The organism is Streptomyces sp. NPDC111516, from assembly GCF_055635345.1.
This window is the reverse complement of record NZ_JBVKBV010000001.1, coordinates 485,219-508,765: the sequence shown is the minus strand read 5'-3', so window position 1 is coordinate 508,765 and position 23,547 is coordinate 485,219. Positions and strand designations below refer to the sequence as shown.

At 69.4% G+C, this 23,547-nt stretch carries 16 protein-coding genes; 6 read left to right on the top strand and 10 right to left on the bottom strand.

What is annotated here, in order from left to right; all coding sequences use genetic code 11:
* Window positions 1-3: 3 nt before the first annotated feature.
* Complete coding sequence (locus ACZ7L9_RS02305) at window positions 4-681, bottom strand: DUF3105 domain-containing protein (protein WP_471411749.1); 678 nt, start codon at window positions 679-681, stop codon at window positions 4-6.
* Window positions 682-924: 243 nt separating this feature from the next.
* On the opposite strand from ACZ7L9_RS02305, the gene glnA reads away from it, so the two are divergent.
* Window positions 925-2,286, top strand: coding sequence for a type I glutamate--ammonia ligase (gene glnA, locus ACZ7L9_RS02300; RefSeq protein ID WP_072483343.1), 1,362 nt, complete (start codon window positions 925-927; stop codon window positions 2,284-2,286).
* A gap of 196 nt (window positions 2,287-2,482) precedes the next feature.
* Here glnA and ACZ7L9_RS02295 read toward each other — a convergent pair whose 3' ends face one another.
* Complete coding sequence (locus tag ACZ7L9_RS02295; protein WP_471411747.1) at window positions 2,483-3,880, bottom strand: hypothetical protein; 1,398 nt, start codon at window positions 3,878-3,880, stop codon at window positions 2,483-2,485.
* 474 nt (window positions 3,881-4,354) lie between these two features.
* Entirely contained in the window at window positions 4,355-4,945 is a 591-nt protein-coding gene (locus ACZ7L9_RS02290; protein WP_471411744.1) for an acyl-CoA-like ligand-binding transcription factor, read from the bottom strand.
* 148 nt (window positions 4,946-5,093) lie between these two features.
* Here ACZ7L9_RS02290 and ACZ7L9_RS02285 point away from each other — a divergent pair, with 148 nt between their 5' ends.
* Together ACZ7L9_RS02285 and ACZ7L9_RS02280 are read left to right on the top strand one after the other, a co-directional pair.
* The gene (locus tag ACZ7L9_RS02285) at window positions 5,094-6,593 is read left to right on the top strand and encodes an MDR family MFS transporter (protein ID WP_471412744.1); all 1,500 of its coding nucleotides are present in this window, start codon (window positions 5,094-5,096) and stop codon (window positions 6,591-6,593) included.
* 322 nt (window positions 6,594-6,915) lie between these two features.
* Window positions 6,916-7,716: a putative protein N(5)-glutamine methyltransferase gene (locus tag ACZ7L9_RS02280; protein WP_471411742.1), complete on the top strand. Its 801-nt coding sequence runs from the start codon at window positions 6,916-6,918 to the stop codon at window positions 7,714-7,716.
* A gap of 169 nt (window positions 7,717-7,885) precedes the next feature.
* Here ACZ7L9_RS02280 and ACZ7L9_RS02275 read toward each other — a convergent pair whose 3' ends face one another.
* From ACZ7L9_RS02275 to ACZ7L9_RS02260, 4 genes are all read right to left on the bottom strand, one after another.
* Complete coding sequence (locus tag ACZ7L9_RS02275; protein ID WP_471411740.1) at window positions 7,886-9,520, bottom strand: extracellular solute-binding protein; 1,635 nt, start codon at window positions 9,518-9,520, stop codon at window positions 7,886-7,888.
* A 254-nt stretch (window positions 9,521-9,774) separates the two neighbouring features.
* Complete coding sequence (locus ACZ7L9_RS02270) at window positions 9,775-10,695, bottom strand: carbohydrate ABC transporter permease (RefSeq protein WP_471411738.1); 921 nt, start codon at window positions 10,693-10,695, stop codon at window positions 9,775-9,777.
* Window positions 10,692-11,684 (bottom strand): ABC transporter permease, encoded by a 993-nt coding sequence (locus ACZ7L9_RS02265; protein ID WP_471411737.1) that lies wholly within the window; start codon window positions 11,682-11,684, stop codon window positions 10,692-10,694. The genes ACZ7L9_RS02270 and ACZ7L9_RS02265 overlap by 4 nt, the downstream gene beginning before the upstream one ends.
* A gap of 99 nt (window positions 11,685-11,783) precedes the next feature.
* Window positions 11,784-12,923, bottom strand: coding sequence for an ROK family protein (locus tag ACZ7L9_RS02260; RefSeq protein WP_471411735.1), 1,140 nt, complete (start codon window positions 12,921-12,923; stop codon window positions 11,784-11,786).
* A 96-nt stretch (window positions 12,924-13,019) separates the two neighbouring features.
* On the opposite strand from ACZ7L9_RS02260, the gene ACZ7L9_RS02255 reads away from it, so the two are divergent.
* Complete coding sequence (locus ACZ7L9_RS02255; protein WP_471411734.1) at window positions 13,020-15,923, top strand: glycoside hydrolase domain-containing protein; 2,904 nt, start codon at window positions 13,020-13,022, stop codon at window positions 15,921-15,923.
* Window positions 15,924-16,116: 193 nt separating this feature from the next.
* On the opposite strand, the gene ACZ7L9_RS02250 is transcribed toward ACZ7L9_RS02255, so the two are convergent.
* The gene (locus ACZ7L9_RS02250) at window positions 16,117-16,629 is read right to left on the bottom strand and encodes a pyridoxamine 5'-phosphate oxidase family protein (protein ID WP_471411731.1); all 513 of its coding nucleotides are present in this window, start codon (window positions 16,627-16,629) and stop codon (window positions 16,117-16,119) included.
* Window positions 16,630-16,763: 134 nt separating this feature from the next.
* On the opposite strand from ACZ7L9_RS02250, the gene ACZ7L9_RS02245 reads away from it, so the two are divergent.
* Entirely contained in the window at window positions 16,764-19,754 is a 2,991-nt protein-coding gene (locus ACZ7L9_RS02245; protein WP_471411729.1) for a bifunctional [glutamine synthetase] adenylyltransferase/[glutamine synthetase]-adenylyl-L-tyrosine phosphorylase, read from the top strand.
* Between the two features lie 51 nt (window positions 19,755-19,805).
* On the opposite strand, the gene ACZ7L9_RS02240 is transcribed toward ACZ7L9_RS02245, so the two are convergent.
* Both ACZ7L9_RS02240 and ACZ7L9_RS02235 read right to left on the bottom strand, forming a co-directional pair.
* Window positions 19,806-20,732 carry a phosphatase PAP2 family protein gene (locus ACZ7L9_RS02240; protein ID WP_471411727.1) on the bottom strand — a complete coding sequence of 309 codons (927 nt, stop codon included), beginning with the start codon at window positions 20,730-20,732 and terminating at the stop codon, window positions 19,806-19,808.
* 100 nt (window positions 20,733-20,832) lie between these two features.
* Window positions 20,833-21,897: a LacI family DNA-binding transcriptional regulator gene (locus tag ACZ7L9_RS02235; RefSeq protein ID WP_471411725.1), complete on the bottom strand. Its 1,065-nt coding sequence runs from the start codon at window positions 21,895-21,897 to the stop codon at window positions 20,833-20,835.
* A gap of 357 nt (window positions 21,898-22,254) precedes the next feature.
* On the opposite strand from ACZ7L9_RS02235, the gene ACZ7L9_RS02230 reads away from it, so the two are divergent.
* Entirely contained in the window at window positions 22,255-23,529 is a 1,275-nt protein-coding gene (locus tag ACZ7L9_RS02230; protein WP_471411723.1) for an extracellular solute-binding protein, read from the top strand.
* Window positions 23,530-23,547 lie beyond the last annotated feature (18 nt).

Here is a 23,547-nt window from a genome sequence, read left to right as displayed (position 1 = left end):
CCGTCACCGGGCCCCCAGTCCGCCCGTGCACGCCGCACCCGGCTCGGGCGTCTGCGGCCCCTGCACGAACTTGGCGAAGAACCGGTCGACCCGCGGGTCGTCGGCGCCGTCCACCGTCACCTGATTGCCCCAGGCGCTCAGCATGATCGTCCCGGTTTGGCCCTCGTACGGGCTCATCAGTGTGTACGGCGTCCTGCCGACCCGCTCGGCGAGCTTCGCCACATCGGCGTCCGATGCCTCGTCCGTGTAAGTCACCCACACCGATCCGTGCTCCAGCGAGTGCACGGCGTTCACGTCGGGGATCGCCTTCTTGTACACCTCGCCGTCGCAGTTCATCCATACGGGGTTGTGGTCACCGCCTACCGGGGGCTTCATCGGGTACGTGACCGGCGTGGTGACGTGGTGGCGGGTCAGCTTCTTCGCGTCCCACGTCTTCAGCCCGGCGATCGGACCGTCGGCAGACTTCTTCGGGTCCGTCCCGGGCGCCTTGGCGTCCTGCGCCTGAACGTCCCGCTTCTTCTCCGAAGCCTCGGACTTGTCCAGTACCAGGTACGAGCCGAAACCGACCAGACCCGCGACGACGAGGACGCTCAGGCTTATGGCCAGGACACGGTTGCGGCGCTCACGCGCGCGGTCGGCGTTGCGCATGTGCTCTATGCGGGTCCTGCGGTCGAAGCTCATGTCGTCAGGTCCTTCTGCGAAGAAGAGGGAATGGACAAGAAGCGGTCGGGAGAACAGGCACGCAACGGGCCGTCGCGAAACCGCTCCGCCCCTTGCGCACCATGGGCGCCGATCGTAGTGGGTGGCCGTGCTCCAGCTCACGTCGTGTGCGTAATCTGGGTGAAATCCCGGGTCGTGACACTGGAGCTCCTCCCTTACCCCGGGCGGTGGTGCACGGACCGTCTGAACTGCAAGGATGTGGCTATGGACAAGCAGCAGGAATTCGTCCTCAGAACGCTTGAGGAGCGCGACATCCGCTTCGTACGGCTGTGGTTCACCGATGTCCTCGGCTACCTCAAATCCGTTGCCGTGGCCCCCGCCGAGCTGGAACAGGCGTTTGACGAGGGCATCGGCTTCGACGGCTCCGCCATCGAGGGCTTCGCCCGGGTGTACGAGTCCGACATGATTGCCAAGCCCGACCCGGGCACGTTCCAGATCCTGCCGTGGCGCGCGGAGGCCCCCGGCACGGCCCGGATGTTCTGCGACATCCTGATGCCCGACGGATCGCCGTCCTTCGCCGACCCGCGCTATGTCCTCAAGCGCATCCTCGCCAAGACCTCCGACCTGGGTTTCACCTTCTACACCCACCCGGAGATCGAGTTCTTCCTGCTGAAGGACAAGCCGGTCGACGGCAGCCGCCCCACCCCCGCCGACAGCTCCGGCTACTTCGACCACACCCCGCAGAACGTCGGCATGGACTTCCGCCGTCAGGCGATCACCATGCTCGAATCCATGGGCATCTCGGTCGAGTTCAGCCACCACGAGGGCGCCCCCGGCCAGCAGGAGATCGACCTGCGGTACGCGGACGCGCTCTCCACGGCCGACAACATCATGACCTTCCGCCTGGTGATGAAGCAGGTCGCGCTGGAGCAGGGCGTGCAGGCGACGTTCATGCCGAAGCCGTTCTCCGAGTACCCCGGCTCCGGCATGCACACCCACCTCTCCCTCTTCGAGGGCGACCGCAACGCCTTCTACGAATCGGGCGCCGAGTACCAGCTGTCCAAGGTCGGCCGCTCCTTCATCGCCGGCCTGCTCACCCACGCCGCGGAGATCTCCGCCGTGACCAACCAGTGGGTCAACTCCTACAAGCGCATCTGGGGCGGCTCCTCCCGCGCCGCGGGCGCCGGCGGCGAGGCCCCCTCGTACATCTGCTGGGGCCACAACAACCGCTCCGCGCTCATCCGCGTACCCATGTACAAGCCCGGCAAGACCGGCTCCGCCCGCGTGGAGGTCCGCTCCATCGACTCCGGCGCCAACCCCTACCTGACGTACGCGGTGCTGCTCGCCGCGGGCCTCAAGGGCATAGAGGAGGGCTACGAACTCCCGGCCGGCGCCGACGACGACGTCTGGGCCCTGTCCGACGCCGAACGCCGCGCGATGGGCATCGAGCCCCTGCCGCAGAACCTGGGCGAGGCGATCGCCCTGATGGAGAAGAGCGAACTGGTCGCCGAGACGCTCGGAGAGCACGTCTTCGACTTCTTCCTGCGCAACAAGAAGCAGGAGTGGGAGGAGTACCGCAGCGAGGTCACGGCCTTCGAGCTGAAGGCACTGCTGCCGGTGCTGTAGGTGCAGGTGAGCGCCTTGTGTGTCGTAGAACGACAACCGGGCCCGACGGTCATCGACCGTCGGGCCCGGTTCGCTTCCGTAGCTCTGTCCGGATCGGTCAGCGACGGTCATTGCGGCCGCGTCGAAGTCCCGAAGGGATACTGCTGGGCGGGGTTGGTCGCTGCACTTCGCTGCTGTGCCAGCCGCGACCGATCGCTTACCTGCGGTCGTGCTTGTGGTGGTGACAGTGTTTGTTGCGTTTGATGGTGGTGCGGTCGGTGGCGGTGTGGGTGGTTTTGTCGCCGCCTCCGGTGACGGTGGAGGTGTTCTTGATCCGGTGGCGTGTGTCGCAGTCGCAGGAGACCTTGACCTTCAGGGTGATGGGCGGGTAGCTGCTGATCGGTGCCAGGACGTCGCTGCGGGTGCAGGTGAGGGTGGTCCGGGTGCACTTCCATCCGGTGCCGGTGATGCTGCGGGCGGTGAGTCCTCGCGGGAGGGTGTCGTGCACGGTGACGGTGCTGCCGTCGGTGAGGCCGGGTCCTTTGTTGCCGACGGTGATCGTGTAGGTGCCGAGTCTGCCCTGGGTGAAGTTTCCGGTATGGGTCTTGGTGATGGCCAGGGTGGGTGCGGGCAGGGTGTAGGAGATGGTCACCTGACCGTTGTTGTTCGCCGTCCCGATCGTGGACAGCGCGTAGCTGGTGCCGGTGCCCGTCGGGGTGGCGAAGCTGCTGCCCCCACCACCTCCGCCTCCACTCCCCGAGGTGCCGCGGTTGTCGACGGTGGCGCTGCCGCCGCCCCCGCCGGCGAAGTACCCGCCCCCACCGCCCCCACCGGCCCCGGTGATGGTGAGGGCGCAGCCAGCGCCGATGCTGCCTCCGGTGCCGCCGGTACCGACCGTGGTACCGGAGAACCCGCCTCCCACCCCGCCGTTCGTGGCGCCACAATGCGTGCCGGTGCCGGCGGTACCGGGGGTACCCCCGGTACTGGTGCTGGTGCTGCCGCCGCCCCCGCCCTGCCCTGGTGAAGCCCCAGGGCCGGTGGCACTTCCCGTGGTACCGGCGGTGGCATCCGCCGTCGTGCCGTTGCTTCCGTTGCCCCCGTTCCCCCCTGGAGAGCCTGCTCCGGTGCCGCCGGCGGCACCGCCGCCCCCGGCGACCGCCAGCAAGGAGCCGCCCGCGCTGACGCTGGACGCGCCACCCCCGCCCGGACCTTCGAACTGAAAACCACTGGCCGGGAAGGCCCCGCCCGGGGCGCCGCCGTTGAACCCGCCGGCACCCCCCGTCCCGGTGCCGTTGCAGCCTTTGCCGCCGGTACCACCGACGTTGACGGTGAAGGTCGTCGGGGCGGTGGTTTGCGGGAGGGTGGTCACCACCCGCGCCCCCGTCCCGCCCGTCCCCGTGACGGAACAGGGGGTGCCGGTGTTGTCGGCGCCGCCGGCGCCGTCGGCGGTGATGGTGACGACCGCGTTCGCCGGGACGGTGAGGCTCTGCGGGGCTCCGGTGAAGCTGAAGGTGACGGATGGGTCAGTCCCTCGTGGCCGCACCGGGGCGGTGGCCGGCGCCGCCCCCGTCGGTGCGGCGGTCGCGGGCGTCAGTGCGGTGCCGGACAGCGCCACGCACAGTCCTGCTACCGCTCCTGCCCGCCGCCACTGCTGACGAGTGCCGACGCCTGTGCGGGCTTGGCCTCGTCTCATCCCCACTCCAGAGGGGGGTGGTTTTGGGGCGTAATGCCTGATCCTGATCACAGATATCTCCCGACTTCCCGGCTTGGGGTGAGGTCTCTTTCCGCGGTGCGGCAGCGCGGAAAGAGACCTCACCCCAAGGTCTCTTTCCGCGGTGCGGCAGCGCGGCGGGCGCAGTTCGTCGATCACTCATTGCAATCTAATTTGCACAATAAGTGATGAAATGAGGAGTGTGGGGACGAAGGGTCCAACCTGATGGCGTGTCATCCAGGTCTGGCGTTTGAGCTGGGCTCGGGCTCCACCGAATGGCCGGCTCCAGGCCGGGGCGTTTCGGTGCCGCGCTGTGGAGCCGACCGGCCTCAGCCAGGGGGGTCTTCCGTGCTCTGCCTTCTGTACGCAGTCCCCGCCTCAGTCGAACCGGCAGGCCATCTCGTCCAGGATCTCGTCGATCACTTCGGAGGGCTCGCGGGCCAGGTCCTCCTCGATCCACATGCGCATGGCGATCCGCAACGAGGAGAGGAACGCCGCGGCCAGGACCGGCGGGCGGACCGGCTTCTCCGTCGGGCCCCGGCGAACCGCCACGGCATCGGCCAAGTCCCGCTCCAGGGTGGCATGGTTGGCGAGTTGCCGGGCGAGCAACGAGGGGTGCCGCATCGCCAGCCGGGTCCGTAGGGCCCACTCGCGCTCCGGGGGTGCGACTCGTTCGGCGAACTGCGTCATGGCCGCGCGCAGCGCCGTCCAGGCGCTCTCCTCGGCGGGGCGATCGCGCACCGCCTGGACGAGCGCCCTTATCTGCTGCTCCTCGCCGTGCAGGAGGGCGTCCTCCTTGCCTGTGAAGTAGTTGGAGAACGTTCTGCGGGAGATCCCGGCCGCGTCCGCGACGGCCTCCACCGTGACGTGGTCGAAGCCGTGCTCGACAGTCAGCCGCAGCGTCGCCTCGTGCACGGCCTGCCTCGTGGCTTCCTTCTTGCGTTCCCGCAGTCCCACAGAGCTCTCCATGGGTTCAGTATCGCCCTGCTGGGCATAATTGCACAGTGGGCAAAATTGCTCAGTGGGCATGTATGGTGGAACCTTTCCTGCTCCTGTTCGAACCCTCCGGAGGTTGCGCGTGAGCGCACAAACGGCCGCGCCGACCGAAGTCGCGCCGATGGATCACCGTCATGTGCTGCGGGCGCTGAGCGGTCTGCTGATCGTGCTGTTCGTGGCGATGATCAGCAGCACCGTGGTCTCGGTCGCGCTGCCGAAGATCATCGGCTCGCTGGACGGCACCCAGTCGCAGTACACCTGGGTCGTCACCGCGTCCCTGCTGGCCTCCACGGCCTCCACCCCGATCTGGGGCAAGCTCGCCGACCTGTTCAGCAAGAAGCTGCTGCTCCAGATATCCATCGGCATCTTCGTCATCTCGTCGATCGCCTGCGGATTCGCCCAGTCCACCGGGCAGTTGATCACCTTCCGCGCCGTGCAGGGCCTCGGCATGGGCGCTCTGCAGGTGCTCGTCCAGGTCATCATCGCCGCGATGATCAGCCCCAAGGAGCGCGGCCGCTACAACGGTTACCTGGGCGGCGTCATGGCCGTCGCCACCGTCGGCGGACCGCTGCTGGGCGGCTTCATCACCGACACGTCGTGGCTCGGCTGGCGCTGGTGCTTCTTCATCGCCGTACCGTTCACGCTGCTCGCCCTCGTGATGCTCACCCGCACCCTGCACCTCACCGAGGTCCGCCGTCCGGAGACGAAGGTCGACTACCTGGGTGCCTCACTGATCGCCGCGGGCGTCAGCCTGCTGCTGCTCTGGGTCACCTTCGTCGGCAACGACTTCGACTGGCTGTCCTGGCAGACCCTCGTCATGGTCGGCGCCAGTGCCCTGATCCTGATCGCCGCCGTCGTGGTCGAGAGCCGCGTCAAGGAGCCGGTCGTCCCGCTCCATGTCGTACGCCGCCGCGACCCCGCGCTCGCCATCGTCGCGAGCCTCGCGGTCGGCATGGCGATGTTCGGCGGCGCGGTCTTCCTCGGCCAGTACTTCCAGATCGGCCGCGGCTACTCACCGACCGAGGCCGGACTCCTCACCATCCCGCTGATGTTCGGCGTGCTGGTCTCCTCTACCGTCGCCGGACGCCTGGTCTCCAGGACCGGCAAGGTGAAGCCGTACATCATCACCGGCGTCGTCGTCCTCACCCTGGGCTTCCTGGGCCTGTCGACCATCGACCACGAGACCTCGCTGGTTCTCGTCTCCATCGGCATGCTCGCGGTCGGTGCCGGTGTCGGCATGTCGATGCAGAACCTGGTCCTCGTCCTTCAGAACACGGTCCCGCTCGGCGAACTCGGCGCGGCCAGCGGCGCGATCACCTTCTTCCGCTCGCTCGGCGGCACGATCGGGGTCTCCGTACTGGGGGCGGTGCTCGCCAACCAGGTCGCCACGAAGATCACCCACGGCCTGGCGAGCCTCGGCATCGACCCGGCGGCCTCGTCCTCGGGCGGCGCCACCCTGAACGTCGACGCGATGCCGCCGCAGATCCAGGAGGTGGTGCGCGCCGCGTACGGTGACGCGACCGGCACCATCTTCCTGATCTCTGCGGGCATCGCGGTGATCGGCGTGATCGCCACCCTGTTCCTGACGCCGACGAAGCTGCGCGACAGCGTGGACCTTTAGAGGAGCTTGGAGAAGCTGCCGTTCGTACGTGTGCGGCGGCTGCGGGGCGGGCCCGGGCGCGCGGCGAGCTGACATTCGCTCAGCCCCGCGCGGCCGCGTTCCCGGGCCATGCCGCCGCGCACGTCGCGAGCCTTTCCGGCCGGAGGGCACCGTCCGACGCCGCGACTGAGGTAATGTGACGCATCCCCACCCGGGGACCGACCGAGGAGGTGAGACCCATTACCGCTGTATCAGGCTGGGTGCTCACCCCACGTGATCGCGTGGTCGACCCGACATAATCGACCGCGGAGCGCCCATCGGCTTTCCCGAAAGGCTCCGCTTCATGTCGGTTCCCGCTTCACCACTCACCGTTGCCACCATCGTCACCACACTCCGCGCCGCCGGCTGCGTATTCGCCGAGGACGAAGCGGAGTTGATCGTCGCCACCGCCACCGAACCCGCCGAACTCGTCGCCATGGTCGAACGACGGGCCGCCGGTCTGCCCCTGGAACACGTTCTCGGCTGGGCCGAGTTCAGCGGTCTCCGGATCGCCGTGGACCCCGGCGTCTTCGTCCCCCGTCGCCGCACCGAGTTCCTGGTCCGGCAGGCCGCCGCCCTCGCCGGATCCGGGGCGGTCGTCGTCGACCTCTGCTGCGGCTCGGGAGCACTCGGCACCGCGCTCGCCGCGACCCTGGACCACATCGAACTGCACGCCACCGACGTCGAACCCGCAGCCGTCCGGTGCGCCCGCCGCAACATCGCCGACACCGGCCGGGTGTACGAGGGCGACCTCTTCGAGCCGCTCCCCGGATCGTTGCGCGGCCGGGTGGAGATACTGCTCGCCAATGTGCCGTACGTACCGACGGAGGACGTCGAACTGCTGCCCCCGGAAGCCCGTATCCACGAACCGCGCGTGGCACTCGACGGGGGAAGGGACGGCCTCGACGTCCTGCGGCGGGTCACCGCCGAGGCCGCGCGGTGGCTGGCACCGGGCGGGCATCTGCTGGTCGAGACGAGCGAACGGCAGGCGGCCCGGGCCGAGGAGACCGTCGCCCGCAGCGGCCTGATCCCGCGCGTGGTCACCTCCGACGAGCTGTACGCGACCGTCGTCATCGCGACCCGGCCGGAGCCGTCCGCGAACTGAGCGCGGACGGGCGCAGGGGCGGCCCGGTCCGGTCCCGGCTCGGGATTCCGGCTGCCGCCGGGCCACCGCCGTCCCGGCGTCCAGGTCGATTCCCAGGCGGGGCGGCGGCCCGGCACCGTCGTTCCGCGGACCGTCGGCTGCGTTGCGCCGGGTCCGGCCTTCCGGACCGTCAGGAGTTCTGGTCGAGGGACTTCTGGTACTGCTTCTTCATCTGGTCCAGGCCCCTGGGGCCCCATGCCGACCAGAAGGGCTTCCACTCGCTCATCCTCTTGCGCCCGGCCACGATGTCGTTGATGAGGTCGTTGGCCTCGATCGACATACGGCCGTAGTACTGGGTGTAGGCGTCGGAGTAGTGGCCGACGGCGGCGTTCGGAATGGCGGTCTCGATCAGTTTCTGCTCGACTGCGTAGATGTCGCGGACGTCGTCGGCGCCATGTGTGCCGGGGAAGAGCGAGGGGGCGAGCACGAAGGGCGATGTCGTCGCCGTGGTCAAGCCGCTGAACAACCCCTCGACCTGCTGCTTGCCCTTCTTGGTGCGCTGTGGGAAGCCCTGCTTGTCGTAGGTGAAGTCGGCGCCCTCCTCGCCGAATTCAAGGAACTCGCGCTCCTTCGAGCCGAACGGCGCCGCGAGGTAGTTGAGCACGTCGAGCAGCATGCGTACACGCTTCTCGCTGCCCTTCTTGATCGCGGTGTACCCGATGGTGCCGAACGCGTGGTAGTGGGCGTTGGCCTTGTGGCCGTCCGCGTCGAAGGAGATGAGGATCTCGGCGGCCAGGGAGGGGTCGTTGGTGCGCGTGTCCTTGCGGGCGCCCGACGGGTTGGCGTAGACGACCGCGCCGATGGACCCCTGGGCCATCTTCAGATAGGCGTCGGCCATCTTCGGGTCGCCGGGATAGAAGACGCCGGCCTTCTTCAGCTTCTGGACGAAGTTCAGGGCCTCCGCGTACTCGTCCGACTCCATCCAGAAGGTGACCGACCCGTCCTTCTCCCGGGCCCACTTGTTGGGGGCTCCGTAACACTGGCTCAGTACGCTGACGGCGTTCGAGTAGATCGGCTCGAGCGCCCACACCTTTCCGCCGGTGACCTCCTTGCACTTGGCGAGGAACTCATCGGTGCTGCTCGCGGAGAACCCGTCCGCCTTGTCCCAGATCCGCGGGTTGCCGCCGTACACCTGTCCCAGGGTCGGATACGGGCTCGGTGCGCCCCAGACCTTTCCGTTGACGACCGCGGTCTTCCAGTGCGCGGGCGTCATCGCGGCGAGGTTCGGATAGTCCTTGACCGCGTCCCCGGAGACGTACTCCGTGATGTCCGCGCATTCGCCCTCCAGCAATTGGGCGATGTGCTGAAGGCCCTGGTTCGGCGGTATCCACATCAGGTCGGGCAGATCGCCGCCCGCGATGATGGCGGGGAACTTCTCCTCGTAGCCGGGGTCGGTTCCCAGGATGGCGGTGAGGTCGATGCCGAGCTCCTTGTTGACCTTCTGCCAGTGGTCGTTGCTGCCCTTGGGCAGCGGCGGCTGCACCCAGATCTCGGTGAGCAGCGTGACCTTGGAGCCGTCGCCGGGGGTCTTCGCGACGCTCCGGACGAGCTCCTCGGGGTAGGAGAGGAAGCCCGCGGACAGACCCTTGCTGCTGGGCGCCAGGTCGGGCTTGATCTTGGTGAAGGGGATGTACGACGGAAGCTTCACCTTGGCCGATGCGGCCTCGCCCTTGCCTGCCGTGGACGAGCCGCAGCCGGTGAGGAAGGTGGTGGCCGAGCCCGCCGCGACGGCGGTGCTCAGGCTCAAGAAGGTGCGTCGGGACATGCCGGTCATGGGAAATCTCCGCAACGGGGTGAGAGGGGGACGGATGAGCGGTGTGGCTCAGAGGAGCTCATAAAATGGGCGCCCGGCTCGCGACGCCTGGCGTGCACGCTCGCTGCGTTGCCGAAATGCCCTAGTAGCTCCTTCCCCAAGCTCTTGAAGAGCAGGGGAGACCCCATCCAAGGACCTGCCGGCGCCTTGCGATCGCACGTACCAGACGCCGCGAGCTGATCGGACTCCCATTTTGTGAGCTCCTCTCAGCCCTTGATGGCGCCGGTGAGCACGCCCTTGGTGAAGTACTTCTGGAGGAACGGGTAGACCAGCAGGATCGGGATCAGCGCGAGCATGACGACCGCCATGGAGATCGACTGCTGGGGCGGCAGATGGCTCACGCCGAGCTGGTCGGCCGCCATCTGCTTGTTCTGCACCACATAGGTCCGCAGCAGTAGCTGAATCGGCCACTTCCCGGAGTCGTTGAGGTAGAGCATCGCGTTGAAGAACGCGTTCCAGTACGTCACGGCGTAGAAGAGCCCGACGACGGCGATGACGCCCTTCGAGAGGGGCAGCACGATCCGGGTGAGGATCCGCCAGTCGCCCGCACCGTCGATCCGGGCGGCCTGGTACAGCTCGTCGGGGATGTTCATGAAGAAGGCCCGCATCACCACCAGGTTGAAGGCGTTGACCAGGCCCGGCAGGATCAGCGCCCAGTACGAGTCGAGCAGCCCGAGTTCCTTGACCAGCACGTACATCGGGATCATGCCGGGGGCGAAGAGCAGAGTGAACAGGACGAGCAGCAGGACGGGTTTACTGCCGGGTACACCGCGCTTGCTCAGCGCGTAGGCCAGCGCGATGGTCGTCAGCAGGGAGAGCGCTGTGCCGACCCCGGTGACCAAGACGCTGACGGTGACGGCACGGGTGACCAGGCCGCCCGAGAGGATCGTGCGGTAGGCCTGCAGGGTTGGCTCGGTCGGGAAGAGAACGTATCCGCCGGCGGCCGTGACCTCCTTGCGGGAGGCGAGGCTGGTGGAGAGCACGACGAGGAACGGCAGCGTCATCACGGCCACGATGACGGTGATGACGACGGCCTTGGCGGCCGAGCCCAGCCGGGTGGGCGGCTCTTCCCAGGCGGCCCGGCGGTCGGCGGGCCGGGGCTTCAACAGGGGCAGTCCGATGCTCATTTGCTGTACACCCCTTGCTCTCCGAATGCGTGGGCGAGCCGGTTGGCACCCCAGATCATGAGTGCGCCGACCACGCCCTTGACCAGGCCGGCGGCGGCGCCGATGCCCCAGTCGCCGTAGACCACGCCGTGGTAGTAGACGTAGGTGTCGAGGACCTCGGCGGCCCGGGCGCCCACCGCGTCGCGCAGCAGCAGGAACTGTTCGAAACCGACGGACAGTACGTCGCCGAGGCGCAGCACGAGCAGCATGATCGTGACCCCGCGGACGGCCGGCAGTGTGACATGCCACATGCGCCGCCAGGGTCCGGCGCCGTCCACGGCCGCCGATTCGTAAAGGCTCTGGTCGACACCGGCGAGCGCCGCCAGATAGATGATCATGCCCCAGCCGATGTCCTTCCAGATCACCTGTGCGGTGATCAGGATCGGGAAGGTGCCCGGGTCGGTCATCACATCGAGGGGCGAAAGTCCGTGGTCGGTCAGGAAGTTGCTGATGAGTCCCGCGCCGCCGAGCACCTGCTGGAAGAGGGCGACGACCAGTACCCAGGAGATGAAGTGCGGGAGATAGACGACGCTCTGCACGAACCTCTTGACGCGGCTGCTGACCAGGCTGTTGATGAGGAGCGCGAGGGCCAGCGGGGCGGGGAAGAAGAAGATCAGTTGCAGTGCGGCGAATGCCAGGGTGTTGCGTACGGACTCCCAGAACGCCGGGTCCGCGAAGAGCTCCTGGAAGTTGGCGAGGCCCACCAGAGGGCTGTCCTTGAAGCCGAGGAACGGCTGGTAGTCCTGGAAGGCGACGATGTTGCCGAGCATCGGCACGTAGAAGAAGACGGAGAAGTAGAGCAGGCCCGGGGCCATCAGGGCGAGCATCACCCAGTTGTTGCGCAGCCGGACCCGCAGGGGTGTCCGCCGCAGCGGTGGCCGGCCCGTCTCGGAGCTGGGCTCGGGTGGGGACGCGGCCCGGGGGCTGCGCGTTGTTGCAGGGGATGTCACACGTACTCCCTGGCCTGACGGCACGACGAGTTTAGAAACCAACTTTCTGAAAAGAGTGGCCACATCATCGAAGCGTCGAGCCGGTACGTCAACAGCCAATCAGTCCTGTGAAGTTGGACTTTTCTGCACGGCGTGATCGGCGTGCTCCAATGCCAGCCGGGCTGCCCCGATTGCTGTTGATTCCTCACCGAGTGCAGAGTTCCGCACGGATGGTGCGTTCGGGCAGTGGGCGGCGAGTGCCGCGGCGAACGGCTCGCTGAGCAGCGCGCCGGCCCGGGAGATGCCGCCGCCGAGCACCACCAGTTCCGGATCGAGCGCGGCGACGTGGGGCGCCAGGCACGCGGCGAGCGACTCGGCGAAGGCGCGCAGGGCATACCGTGCGCCGCCGTCCCCGGCCGCCGCGGCCTCGACCACGGCGCGGGCGGCGCTGTCCCGGGTGGGCAGCTCGGCGCCCTGGTGCCCGGCGGCCCAGTCCAGAAGCCGTCGGTAGGCGGCCGACCAGCCGTCGGGGGGCAGCAGTTCGCCCGCGGCGCCGCCGTGACCCCGGTGGAGCCGGCCGTGCAGCCAGAGGCCGATGCCGGGGCGGTTGCCCACGTACAGGTAGATGGCGTCCCGTACGCCGACGGCCACCCCGCCGGCGCATTCGGCGAGCGTCGCCAGCTGGATGTCGTTGCCCACCAGCACCGGCTCCGGGGCGCATTCGGCGAGCTCGCGCCCCAGGTCGAGTCCGGTCCAGCCGGGCAGCGCGGTGCTCCGCACCACCCGGCCGGCGAGATCCACCATGCCGCTGGTGCCGATTCCGGTGGCCAGCGGCCGCACCTCGGCGGTCTCCGGCCTGGACAGACACGCCTCGATCGCCTCTCGGACGGCCTTCAGCCGTCTTCGGGCGGTCATGGCGGGGGTGACGGCGACCCGTTCCGCGGCGACCGTGCGGCCGAGCAGGTCAACGGCGTGGACCAGCACCTTGTGCGCCCCGATGTCCACGCCGATGACATGTCCGGCCTCGGCCCGGAACCGGAACCGGCGGGCCGGGCGCCCCACTGCGCCGCTGTTGGCCCCGAGCTCCACCAGCCTGCCCTCACGCAGCAGTTGCGCCGTGAGGTCCTGGGCGGTCGGCCGGGACACCCCGATCAGCCCGGCGAGTTCCGGCACGGTGACGTCGTCACGTTCCCGCATCACCCGCAGTGCGGCGGCCGTGTTCAGCCGACGCAGCAGCGAGGCGTCCCCACCCCGGTCCATGACGTCTCCCTTGACAGCATGATCGACGGCTCTCCATGGTGGCCCATGGCGATTGAGCAACTTATCTAATAAATAGCGCCCTTGAGGGAGTGCGGCATGGGTGAGCAGGGTCATCCCGAGCTGGAGTGCGGGCTCGGTTCATGGGACAGCGACGTGTACGGCAACCACCGGATCCTGGTACGTGCACCCTCGGGCGGCCCCGTGTTCGGGGCCGAACTGCCGTGGCGGCGCAGGGACCCGGACCCCGAGGCGGTGGACGTCGTGGTCCTCGCGCCGTCCGGCCGACGGGTCCGGAACACGGTGCGGATCGAGGTGACCGCCGAGCGCGGCCGGATCGCCTTCGAGCCGGTGGAAGGTCCGGGCGACTATGCCGTGCACTATCTGCCGTACGCACACACGGGCCGACCGCACTATCCGCAGGCCGCCTACCGGAATCCGGCAGCGACCGCCGACCCCGGCTGGGTGCACCGCTGCGGTCTGCACCGGCCGGACGACGACGTCTGGGCGAGGCTGCCGCGTGCGGAAGCGTTCCGATACGAGGCCGCGAGCGCCGTCGACTCCTTCGCCCCGCTGGGCTTCGCGGCCACCGCTGATGAGTGCGCGGCGCTGACCGCGGACCGCCCGGACGAGCCCTTCCTGCTGTTCGGCGAGGACCGCGGCCGTCCACTGGGCCGCTACGACCGGCTGCCCGCCCGCTGGGCCGGTGCCGTGCCGTTCGCCCCGTTCGCGGGTGCGGCGGCGCTCGGCGAGTTCTATGTGCTGCAGGCCGGGGTGTACGCGGTGCGGACACTGACGGAGGTCCGCACCGAGGTCCGCGGGCTGCCGTTCCCCGTCCGGTCTCTCAGCGCGGGCGGCACCGACGCACGCGGGGAGCCGTTCGAGAACCGGATCGATGTCCCCGTGGGGCACGTCCACGCGCTCTGGTTCGGCCTGGACATCCCGCGGGATGCCGAACCCGGCACGTACGAGGGTGAGATCGCCGTACGCGCCCACGGCACCGCGGAGCGGATGCTGCCGCTGCGGATCACCGTCGGGCCGGAGGCCGTCACCGACCACGGCGCCGGGGAGCCCGCACGGTTGGCCCGGCTGCGCTGGCTGGACTCGACGCTCGGCCAGGACGACGAGGTCGTCCCGCCGTTCACCCCGGTGAAGGTGGCCGGGCACCGGCTGGAGATCCTCGGCCGGGCGGTGGAGATCGGCCCCGCCGGGCTGCCGCAGCGGCTCACCTCGTCGTTCACCTCACGGGTGACGGGCGCCGACGGGCCGGAGCGCGATCTGCTGGCCGGGCCGGTCGCCCTCACGGTCGGCCACCCGCTCGACCACGGTCCGCTGGAGCTCGACCGGACCGGGCCGGCGCGCGTGAGCTGGTCCACCGGGGCCACCGGTCCCGGGCTCCGGCTGTGCACCGAGGGCGCGCTGGAGGCAGACGGCTTCCTCGTCGTACGTACCACCGTCGAGGCGGTCGACGACCTGTCCCTCGATGTACGGCTCGACGTGCCGGTCCGGGGCGGGATCGCGCGGTATGCGATGGGCCTGGGACTGCCGGGACAGGTCTGCCCCGAGACGTACGACTGGCAGTGGGACACCGCCACCCGCAACCAGGACGCCCTCTGGATCGGCGCCCCCTCGGCCGGTGTGCAGGTGTCGCTGCGCGACGAGCGATACGCGCGGCCCCTGAACACCAACTACTACCGCGAGAAGCCTCTGGTCACGCCGCGCTCCTGGGCCGGCGACGGCAGCGGCGGGGTCCGGCTGCGCACCGAGGACGGGGTGCGGACGGTGACCGCGTACAGCGGCCCGTTCCGGATGGCGGTCGGGGAGCGCCGCTGCTTCGAACTGCGGCTGCTGCTCACCCCGTTCAAGCCGATCCGGCCCGGGCTCCAGCTCGCCGAGCGCTACTTCCACGGGTACGCCACACCTGCCGAGGTCGCCGCGTACGGTGCGAATGTCGTCAACATCCATCACGCCACGCCTCCCAACCCGTACATCAACGACCCGCTGCTCGCCGCCGACGTACTGCGGGACTACACCACCGAGGCACACCGGCTCGGAATCCGTGTCAAGGTGTACGACACGGTCCGCGAGCTGACCAGGCACAATCCGGAGTTGCCCGTCCTGGCCTCCCTCGGCAGCGAAGTCCTGGCGCCGGGGCCCGGCGGCGGACACGCCTGGCTGCACGAGCATCTGGGCACGGACTACGTCCCCGGCTGGGTGGCCCCCGATGTCGCCGACGTGGCCGTGGTGACCTCGGGCGACTCGCGCTGGCACAACTCCTATGTGTGCGGCATCGACCGGCTCCGCCGTCGGATCGGGGTCGACGGCCTCTATCTCGACGACGTGGCGTACGACAGGACCACCATGAAGCGGGTACGCAAGACGCTCGCCCGCGCGGGTGACACGGCGCCCCTGGTAGATCTGCATTCCTGCAACCAGTACCGGGAGCCGGACGGCTTCGCGTCCAGCGCCAATCTGTACGCGGAGCTGATGCCGTACACCGATCGGCTCTGGCTGGGAGAGCTGTTCGACTACAAGGGCACCGACCCGGCGTACTGGTTGGTCGAGCTGTCCGGGATCCCCTTCGGGCTGATGGGCGAGATGCTGGAGGGCGGCGGCAATCCGTGGCGGGGCCTGGTCTTCGGGATGACGGCACGCGCCCCGATGACCGATGTACGTCCTCTGTGGCGGGCCTTCGACGAACTACGGATGACCGAGGCGGAGCTGACGGGTTGGTGGGCCGATGAGACGCCTGTGGCCACCGGCCGGGACGATGTGCTCGCCTCCACCTGGGAGGGGCCCGGCGGGACCGTGACCGCGGTCGCGTCGTGGGCGGCGGAGCCGGTGGAGTGCGTGCTGACGGACGCCGACGGTCCGGTGGCTGCGTATGCGCCCGCAATCGAGGCGTTCCAGCCGGAGCGCGTCTTCGCGGCGGGCGAGCCGGTCCCGGTCGCACCCGGACGGGGTTGGCTGCTGTCGGTGCGCTCGCGTCCCTCTTCCCGCTGACCGACCGGATCGGATCAACCGGACCGGATCGACCGGATCGACCGGATCGAGCGGAAACGTTCGACCGGATCGACCGGACCGGACCGTCCTCGGTCGCGCGGCGGCCGGGGACCGTGTCGCCCGCTCGACGTCTGTTCGATGCCCGCGGGAGAGCACCGGCGTACGGCGAGCCGGGCACGCGCGGCCCCGCCGCTCAGCCGAACCGCCACCGCGTCTGGCTGAACCGGGTGCCCTTGCCGAAGCCGAAGGCCGTACGCGGCGGCACCTCGAACACCAGCGCCACATGGCCCGCGTGCCGGAACGTGCCGTCCTGGACGTCGAAGTGCCACTGCGGGCCGTACTTCGACTCCCAGGCCGCGGCCAGCCGGTGCAGCCGGTCCTCGTCCGTCACCCTTTCCGCCCGGCCCTCGACCACCACGTCGAGCCCCTCCGAAAGGGTGTTGTGGCCGGTCGTCAGCACCACCTCCGGGTTGGCGGCCAGATTCAGGCCCTTGCGCTCCGACGCCCCCGTGCTGAAGTGCAGCGCGCCCTGCGACCACACCCCGATCAGCGGGGTGACATGCGGGCGGCCGTCCGGCCGAACCGTGCTCAGCCAGTAGATCTCCGCCCTGGTCAGCAGTTCCTCGGCCGCGGGCCACGGGCTCGCTGTCGCGCCCTCGGCGCTGTAACGGGCATCCAGCTCGGCGACGGGTTCGAATCCTGACATGCGGGCCTCCCGGTCGGGTCCTCGAAGCGATCCTGCCTGCGAAGTGTGGACCGCGCACCTGCGCCGAATTCATCGGTGCGGGGCTAGGCTCGGAACGCTGGATGGTGTGTGGGCGGCGAGCAGGAGAGCACGGAATGACGACGGTGCCGGGGCGCAGGAGCAGCACGTTCACCCGACTGCTGCGGCACGGTTTCACCGACCCGTCCGCCGCGGAGCGGCTCCTCGACCTGCCCGAGCTGTCCTCCGTACGCTCCGATCCGGTGCTGCTCGACGCCCTCGGGGCCACCGCCGACCCCGATCTGGCACTGCGCGGGGTCGTTCGCCTCGTGGAGGCCGAGGAGCCGGACGAGCGGCAGATCCTGCTGGACACCCTCGTCACCGCCAAACCGCTGCGGGACCGGCTGCTCGGCGTGCTCGGGGCGTCCGAGGCACTCGGCGACCATCTGGGCCGCCACCCCCGCGACTGGCAGGCGCTCGTCACCTACGAGGCCGCGGATCTGCACCCCGGGGTGCCCGAATTCGAGCAGGGGCTCGCCGGGGCCGACGACCCCGACTCGCTGCGCGTCGCCTACCGCCGGTGCCTGCTGGCCATAGCGGCCCGCGACGTGTGCGGTACGACGAACGTCGCCGAGACCGCTGCGGAACTGGCCGACCTGGCCACGGCGACCCTGCGCGCGGCGCTCGCCATCGCCCGTACGGCCGCACCCGCCGACGCCGCGCAGTGCCGGCTCGCCGTCATCGCGATGGGCAAGTGCGGCGGCCACGAGCTGAACTACGTCTCCGACGTCGACGTCATCTTCGTCGCCGAACCGGCCGACGGCGTCGAGGAGAGCGCGGGCGTACAGGCCGCCACCCGGCTGGCCGCGCACATGATGCGGATCTGCTCCGACACGACCGTCGAGGGCACCATCTGGCCCGTCGACGCCAACCTCCGTCCCGAGGGCCGCAACGGACCCCTCGTACGGACGCTGTCCTCGCATCTCGCGTACTACCAGCGCTGGGCCAAGACCTGGGAGTTCCAGGCGCTCCTCAAGGCCCGGCCGGTGGCCGGCGATCCCGAGCTGGGTGCGGAGTACGTCGAGGCCGTCTCGCCGCTCGTGTGGCAGGCCGCGGACCGCGAGAACTTCGTCGCCGACGTGCAGAAGATGCGCCGCCGCGTCGTCGACAACATCCCCGCCGACCGCGTCGACCGTGAGATCAAGCTCGGCCCCGGCGGGCTGCGGGACGTGGAATTCGCCGTACAACTGCTCCAGCTGGTGCACGGCCGCAACGACACGACCCTGCACAGCGGCTCCACGCTGGACGCCCTGCGGGCGCTCGCCGCGGGCGGCTACGTGGGACGGGTGGACGCCGCCCAGCTGGACGACGCGTACCGCTTCCTGCGTGCCATGGAGCACCGCATCCAGCTCTACCGGCTGCGCCGCACCCATCTGGTCCCCGAGGGTGAGGCGGATCTGCGGCGGATCGGACGCTCCCTCGGGATGCGCATGGACCCGATCACCGAACTCAACCAGGCGTGGAAGCGGCACGCCTCCGTGGTGCGACGACTGCACGAGAAGCTGTTCTACCGGCCGCTGCTGGGCGCCGTCGCCCAGCTCGCGCCCGGTGAGTCCCGGCTCAGCGCGAAGGCGGCCGAGCACCGGCTCGAAGCCCTCGGTTACGCCGACCCGGCCGCCGCGCTGCGGCACCTGGAGGCGCTGTCGTCCGGGGTGACCCGCAAGGCCGCCATCCAGCGCACCCTGCTGCCGGTGCTGCTCGGCTGGTTCGCGGACTCCGCCGACCCCGACGCCGGGCTGCTCGGCTTCCGCAAGGTGTCCGACGCACTCGGCAAGACCCCCTGGTACCTGCGGCTGCTGCGGGACGAGGGCGCCGCCGCGGAGAACCTCGCCCGGGTGCTCTCGGCCGGCCGGCTCGCCCCCGACCTGCTGCTCCGAGCGCCCGAGGCGGTGGCGATACTCGGCGACCCGCAGGGCCTGAAGCCGCGCGGCAGGGAGCACCTGGAGCAGGAGGTGCTGGCCGCGGTGGGGCGGGCGAAGGGCGCCGAATCCGCCGTCGCCGCGGTGCGCGGGGTGCGGCGGCGCGAGCTGTTCCGGACCACGGCCGCGGACCTCATCGGCTCGTACGGTACGGAGGAGCGCCCAGCCGAGCAGGACCCAGGGGCCCTCGTCGACCGGGTCGGCAACGCGGTCACCGATCTGAACGCCGTCACGATCGCGGGCGCCCTGCGCGCCGTCGTACGCGAACAATGGGGGGACACCCTGCCCACCCGGTTCGCGGTCATCGGCATGGGCCGGTTCGGCGGACACGAGCTCGGATACGGCTCCGACGCCGATGTGCTGTTCGTCCACTCACCACGCGAGGGCGTCGACGACCACGAGGCGGCGCAGGCCGCGAACCAAGTGGTCTCCGAGATGCGGAAACTGCTGCAACTACCCTCCGCCGACCCGCCGTTGATGATCGACGCGGATCTGCGGCCGGAGGGCAAGAGCGGGCCGCTGGTGCGTACGCTGATGTCGTACAAGGCCTACTACCGGCGCTGGTCGCTGGTCTGGGAGAGCCAGGCGCTGCTGCGCGCCGAGCCGATGGCGGGCGACGGGGAACTCGGCCGTGAATTCATCGAGTTGATCGATCCGCTGCGGTACCCGATGGAGGGGCTCGGGGAGGACGCGGTCCGTGAGATCCGCCGTCTGAAGGCCCGGATGGAGTCCGAACGGCTGCCGCGCGGCGCGGATCCGACCCTCCACACCAAGCTGGGGCGCGGCGGGCTGAGCGATGTCGAGTGGACGGTCCAGCTGATGCAGATGCAGCACGGCTGGGCGGAGCCGGGGCTGCGGACGACCCGTACCCGCGAGGCGCTGGCCGCGGCATGTGCCGCCGAGCTGATCCCGGGCGAGGACGCGCAGACCCTGGACGAGGCGTGGGTGCTGGCGACACGGGTCCGCAACGCGGTGATGCTGGTACGGGGGCGACCGGGCGACACATTCCCGTCGGGGCCGCGTGAACTCACCGCGGTGGGGCGGTACCTGGGGTACGAGCCGGGGCATGTCGGGGACATGCTGGACGACTACCGGCGGATTACACGGCGGGCGCGGGCGGTGGTGGAGGAGCGGTTCTACGGGGCGTGAGGGGCTGCGCCGCGCGGGCCTTCCGGGGCGCCGCCCCGGACCCCGGTCCGCTCAGTTGTGTCCCGCCGCGCCCGCGGGCAGGGCGGCCGGCCGCGGCCTCTCCAGCGGCAGCGGCACCCGCTTCGCGAGGTGGTGCGGCAGCGAGCCGTACCAGCCGTAGGAGACCGCGTAACCGGTGGCCAGACACAGCAGGCCGCCCAGCGCGTCCAGCCAGAAGTGGTTGGCGGTCGACACGATCACGAGCAGGGTGACCGCCGGGTAGAGAAGGCCCAGGACGCGGGCCCAGGGCGCGGAGGCCAGTGCGAAGAGGGTCAGGCCGCACCAGAGCGACCAGCCGATGTGCATCGAGGGCATGGCCGCGTACTGGTTCGACATGTTCTTGAAGTTGCCCGAGGCCATCGAACCCCAGGTCTGATGGACCAGTACGGTGTCGATGAAGTGGCCGCCGCTCATCAGCCGGGGCGGTGCGAGCGGATACAGGTAGTAGCCGAGCAGCGCCACGGCCGTGGTGGCGAACAGGGCCAGACGGGCCGCCGCGTAACGGCCGGGGTGACGGTGGAACAGCCACACCAGCACGCAGCCGGTGACGACGAAGTGCAGCGTCGCGTAGTAGTAGTTCATCGACACGATCAGCCATGTCACGGAATCCACCGCGTGGTTGACCGTCTGCTCGACGGCGATGCCCAGGTAGGTCTCGACCGACCAGATCCGGTCGGCGTTGCGCAGCGCGTCGGCCCGCTGTTCCGGGACGGCGTTGCGCACCAGGGAGTACACCCAGTAACTGGCCGCGATCAGCAGGATTTCGAACCAGACGCGTGGCCGGCGCGGCGACCGCAAGGAGCGCAGGGAACGCGGGGAACGAAGTCTCACCAGGCCGCTGTCGCGCCGTCCGGCGTTCTGCTCCGCGTCCGCCGCCGGGGCCGCCTCGTCCACGATGCGTGACGGGGTGGCCTCCAACCGGGCTTCCTGTGACGTCACGCTCAATTCACCCATAGGGACAGAGTCTGCCAGAAATGTCCTTCCCGCCCGATCATTCTCCGGTCGGATCCGGGCCGTACATCTGTGTGCAGGACAGGGCCTAGGGGCGGGCGTGCGAACCTGGAGGAGGTCCGGGGGCGGCGGGAGCGGGGCCGGGGCCCGCGGCCGTTGAACCGCGAACGACCAGCTCGGGCATGAAGACGAACTCGCTGTGCGGGGCGGGTGTGCCGCCGATCTCCTCAAGGAGGGTGCGCACGGCGGCCTGGCCCATCGCCGTGACCGGCTGACGGATCGTCGTCAGCGGCGGATCGGTGAACGCTATGAGCGGCGAGTCGTCGAAGCCCACCACCGACAGATCGCGCGGCACCTCCAGCGACAGCCGGCGGGCGGCCCTGATCGCACCGAGCGCCATCATGTCGCTCGCGCACACCACCGCCGTGCAACCCCGCTCCATCAGTGCCGACGCCGCGGCCTGCCCGCCCTCCAGCGTGAACAGTGAGTGCTGGATCAGCTCCTCCACCTCGTCCGCGGTGAGGTTCAACTGCTCCTGCACGGTGGACCGGAAGCCCTCGATCTTGCGCAGGACCGGCACGAACCGCTTCGGCCCGACCGCCAGGCCGATCCGCTGATGGCCCAGTGACACCAGGTGCGTCACGGCGAGCCGCATCGCGGCCCGGTCGTCCGGCGAGATGAACGGCGCCTGGACCTTGGGCGAGAAGCCGTTGACCAGGACGAACGGGACGCCCTGGGCGCGCAGTTGCTCGTAGCGCTGCATATCGGCAGAGGTGTCGGCGTGCAGCCCGGAGACGAAGATGATGCCCGAGACGCCGCGGTCGACCAGCATCTCGGTCAGTTCGTCCTCGGTGGAGCCGCCGGGGGTCTGGGTCGCCAGCACCGGGGTGTAGCCCTGCCGGGTCAGCGCCTGGCCGATCACCTGCGCCAGCGCCGGGAAGATGGGGTTCTCCAGCTCGGGCGTGATCAGCCCGACCAGTCCCGCGCTGCGCCTGCGCAGCCGTACGGGACGTTCGTAGCCCAGAACGTCGAGCGCGGCGAGGACTGATTCACGGGTGGCCGCTGCAACACCGGGCTTGCCGTTCAGTACACGGCTGACCGTCGCTTCGCTGACCCCCGCCTGAGTTGCGATATCGGCAAGCCGTGCGGTCATGGAAGTGGACTGTACCGGGCGTATGTCGGATTGCCCACCATCCGCAGGAATCGGGCGACCACGCCTGTGGAGTGGTCCGGGGCTCCGTCGCGGCAACATCTTGCAAAGACTTGCGAGCCCGGTTCGCGGACCGCGGTCAGATCGTCGCACTACGGGATTACGGGCTGTGGCCTGCCACTGCCAGGGATCGACACCTCCCGTCAAGAGGCTTGACGGCAACCGTGAGGACACGCGAATGTAACGATCGTCGGGGCTTGCAGAAATCTTCCGCAAACTCTTTCGGCGTTCTTTCATCCTTGTTACGTTCACGTCGACCCGGCGCCGCGACGGAGCGGTACGGCAGTTGAAGGAGTTCAGATGCGACGTGGCATAACGGCCACCGCCCTGGTCGCGGCCCTGGCGCTCGCGGCGACCGCCTGCGGCAGTGACGACAAGTCCGACGGCACCAGCAAGGGCTCGGGCGAGCTCTCCGGCACGGTGACGTGGTGGGACACCTCTACCGTGGGCAGCGAGGACAAGGTCTTCAAGAAGATCGCCGAGGACTTCACCAAGCAGCACCCGAAGGTCCACATCAAGTACGTCAACGTGCCCTTCGGCGACGCGCAGAACAAGTTCAAGAACGCCGCGCAGTCCGGCTCCGACGCGCCCGACGTCATCCGCTCCGAGGTCGCCTGGACCCCCGATTTCGCGAATCTCGGCTACCTGGCCCCGCTCGACGGCACCCCCGCGCTGAAGAACCAGGACGACTTCCTGAAGCAGGCCGCCGCGTCCACCAAGTACAACGGCAAGACGTACGCGGTGCCGCAGGTCATCGACTCCATGGGCATCTTCTACAACAAGAAGATCTTCAAGGAGGCCGGCGTCGAGGTCCCCAAGACCGTCGACGAGCTGAAGACCGTCTCCAAGAAGATCAAGGACAAGACCGGCAAGACCGGCATGTACCTGCGCGGCGACGACGCGTACTGGTTCCTCTCCTTCCTCTACGGCGAGGGCGGCGACATGGTCGACGCCTCCACCAAGTCCGTCACCATCGACAACCCCGAGGGCGTCAAGGCGATGAAGGTCGTCAAGGACCTCGTCGACTCCGGTGCGGCCAAGACCGATGCCACGGACGGCTGGGAGAACATGCAGTCGTCCTTCAAGGACGGCAAGGTCGCCATGATCATCAACGGCCCGTGGGCCGTCGCCGACACCTACGCCGGCAAGGAGTTCAAGGACAAGGCCAACCTGGGCATCGCCCCGGTCCCGGCCGGCTCCGCCGCGCAGGGCGCCCCGCAGGGCGGTCACAACCTGGCCGTCTACGCGGGCTCCAAGAACCTCGACGCCTCCTACGCGTTCGTCGACTACATGACGTCCGCGGACACCCAGGCCAAGGTCACCAAGGAGCTGAGCCTCCTGCCGACCCGTACCTCCGCCTACGCCAAGCAGGACGTCATCGACAACGAGATCGTCGGCTTCTTCAAGCCCGTCGTCGAGACCGCCGTCGAGCGCCCCTGGATCCCGGAGACCGGCAGCCTCTTCGCGCCGCTCGTCACCGAGTACACCAAGGTCCTCACCGGCCAGACGACGCCGGAGAAGGCCGTCAAGACGACCGGCGACTCCTACCGCAAGCTCCTCGAGGGCTGGAAGTAACAGGAAGGCAGGCCGGCT

Bases quoted from the DNA above. Each gene is read 5' to 3' on its own strand.
- ACZ7L9_RS02305 (WP_471411749.1), bottom strand. From the start codon at position 681: ATGAGCTTCGACCGCAGGACCCGCATAGAGCACATGCGCAACGCCGAC.
- glnA (WP_072483343.1), top strand. From the start codon at position 925: ATGGACAAGCAGCAGGAATTCGTCCTCAGAACGCTTGAGGAGCGCGAC.
- ACZ7L9_RS02290 (WP_471411744.1), bottom strand. From the start codon at position 4,945: ATGGAGAGCTCTGTGGGACTGCGGGAACGCAAGAAGGAAGCCACGAGG.
- ACZ7L9_RS02285 (WP_471412744.1), top strand. From the start codon at position 5,094: ATGGATCACCGTCATGTGCTGCGGGCGCTGAGCGGTCTGCTGATCGTG.
- ACZ7L9_RS02280 (WP_471411742.1), top strand. From the start codon at position 6,916: ATGTCGGTTCCCGCTTCACCACTCACCGTTGCCACCATCGTCACCACA.
- ACZ7L9_RS02275 (WP_471411740.1), bottom strand. From the start codon at position 9,520: ATGTCCCGACGCACCTTCTTGAGCCTGAGCACCGCCGTCGCGGCGGGC.
- ACZ7L9_RS02270 (WP_471411738.1), bottom strand. From the start codon at position 10,695: ATGAGCATCGGACTGCCCCTGTTGAAGCCCCGGCCCGCCGACCGCCGG.
- ACZ7L9_RS02260 (WP_471411735.1), bottom strand. From the start codon at position 12,923: ATGGACCGGGGTGGGGACGCCTCGCTGCTGCGTCGGCTGAACACGGCC.
- ACZ7L9_RS02255 (WP_471411734.1), top strand. From the start codon at position 13,020: ATGGGTGAGCAGGGTCATCCCGAGCTGGAGTGCGGGCTCGGTTCATGG.
- ACZ7L9_RS02250 (WP_471411731.1), bottom strand. From the start codon at position 16,629: ATGTCAGGATTCGAACCCGTCGCCGAGCTGGATGCCCGTTACAGCGCC.
- ACZ7L9_RS02245 (WP_471411729.1), top strand. From the start codon at position 16,764: ATGACGACGGTGCCGGGGCGCAGGAGCAGCACGTTCACCCGACTGCTG.
- ACZ7L9_RS02235 (WP_471411725.1), bottom strand. From the start codon at position 21,897: ATGACCGCACGGCTTGCCGATATCGCAACTCAGGCGGGGGTCAGCGAA.
- ACZ7L9_RS02230 (WP_471411723.1), top strand. From the start codon at position 22,255: ATGCGACGTGGCATAACGGCCACCGCCCTGGTCGCGGCCCTGGCGCTC.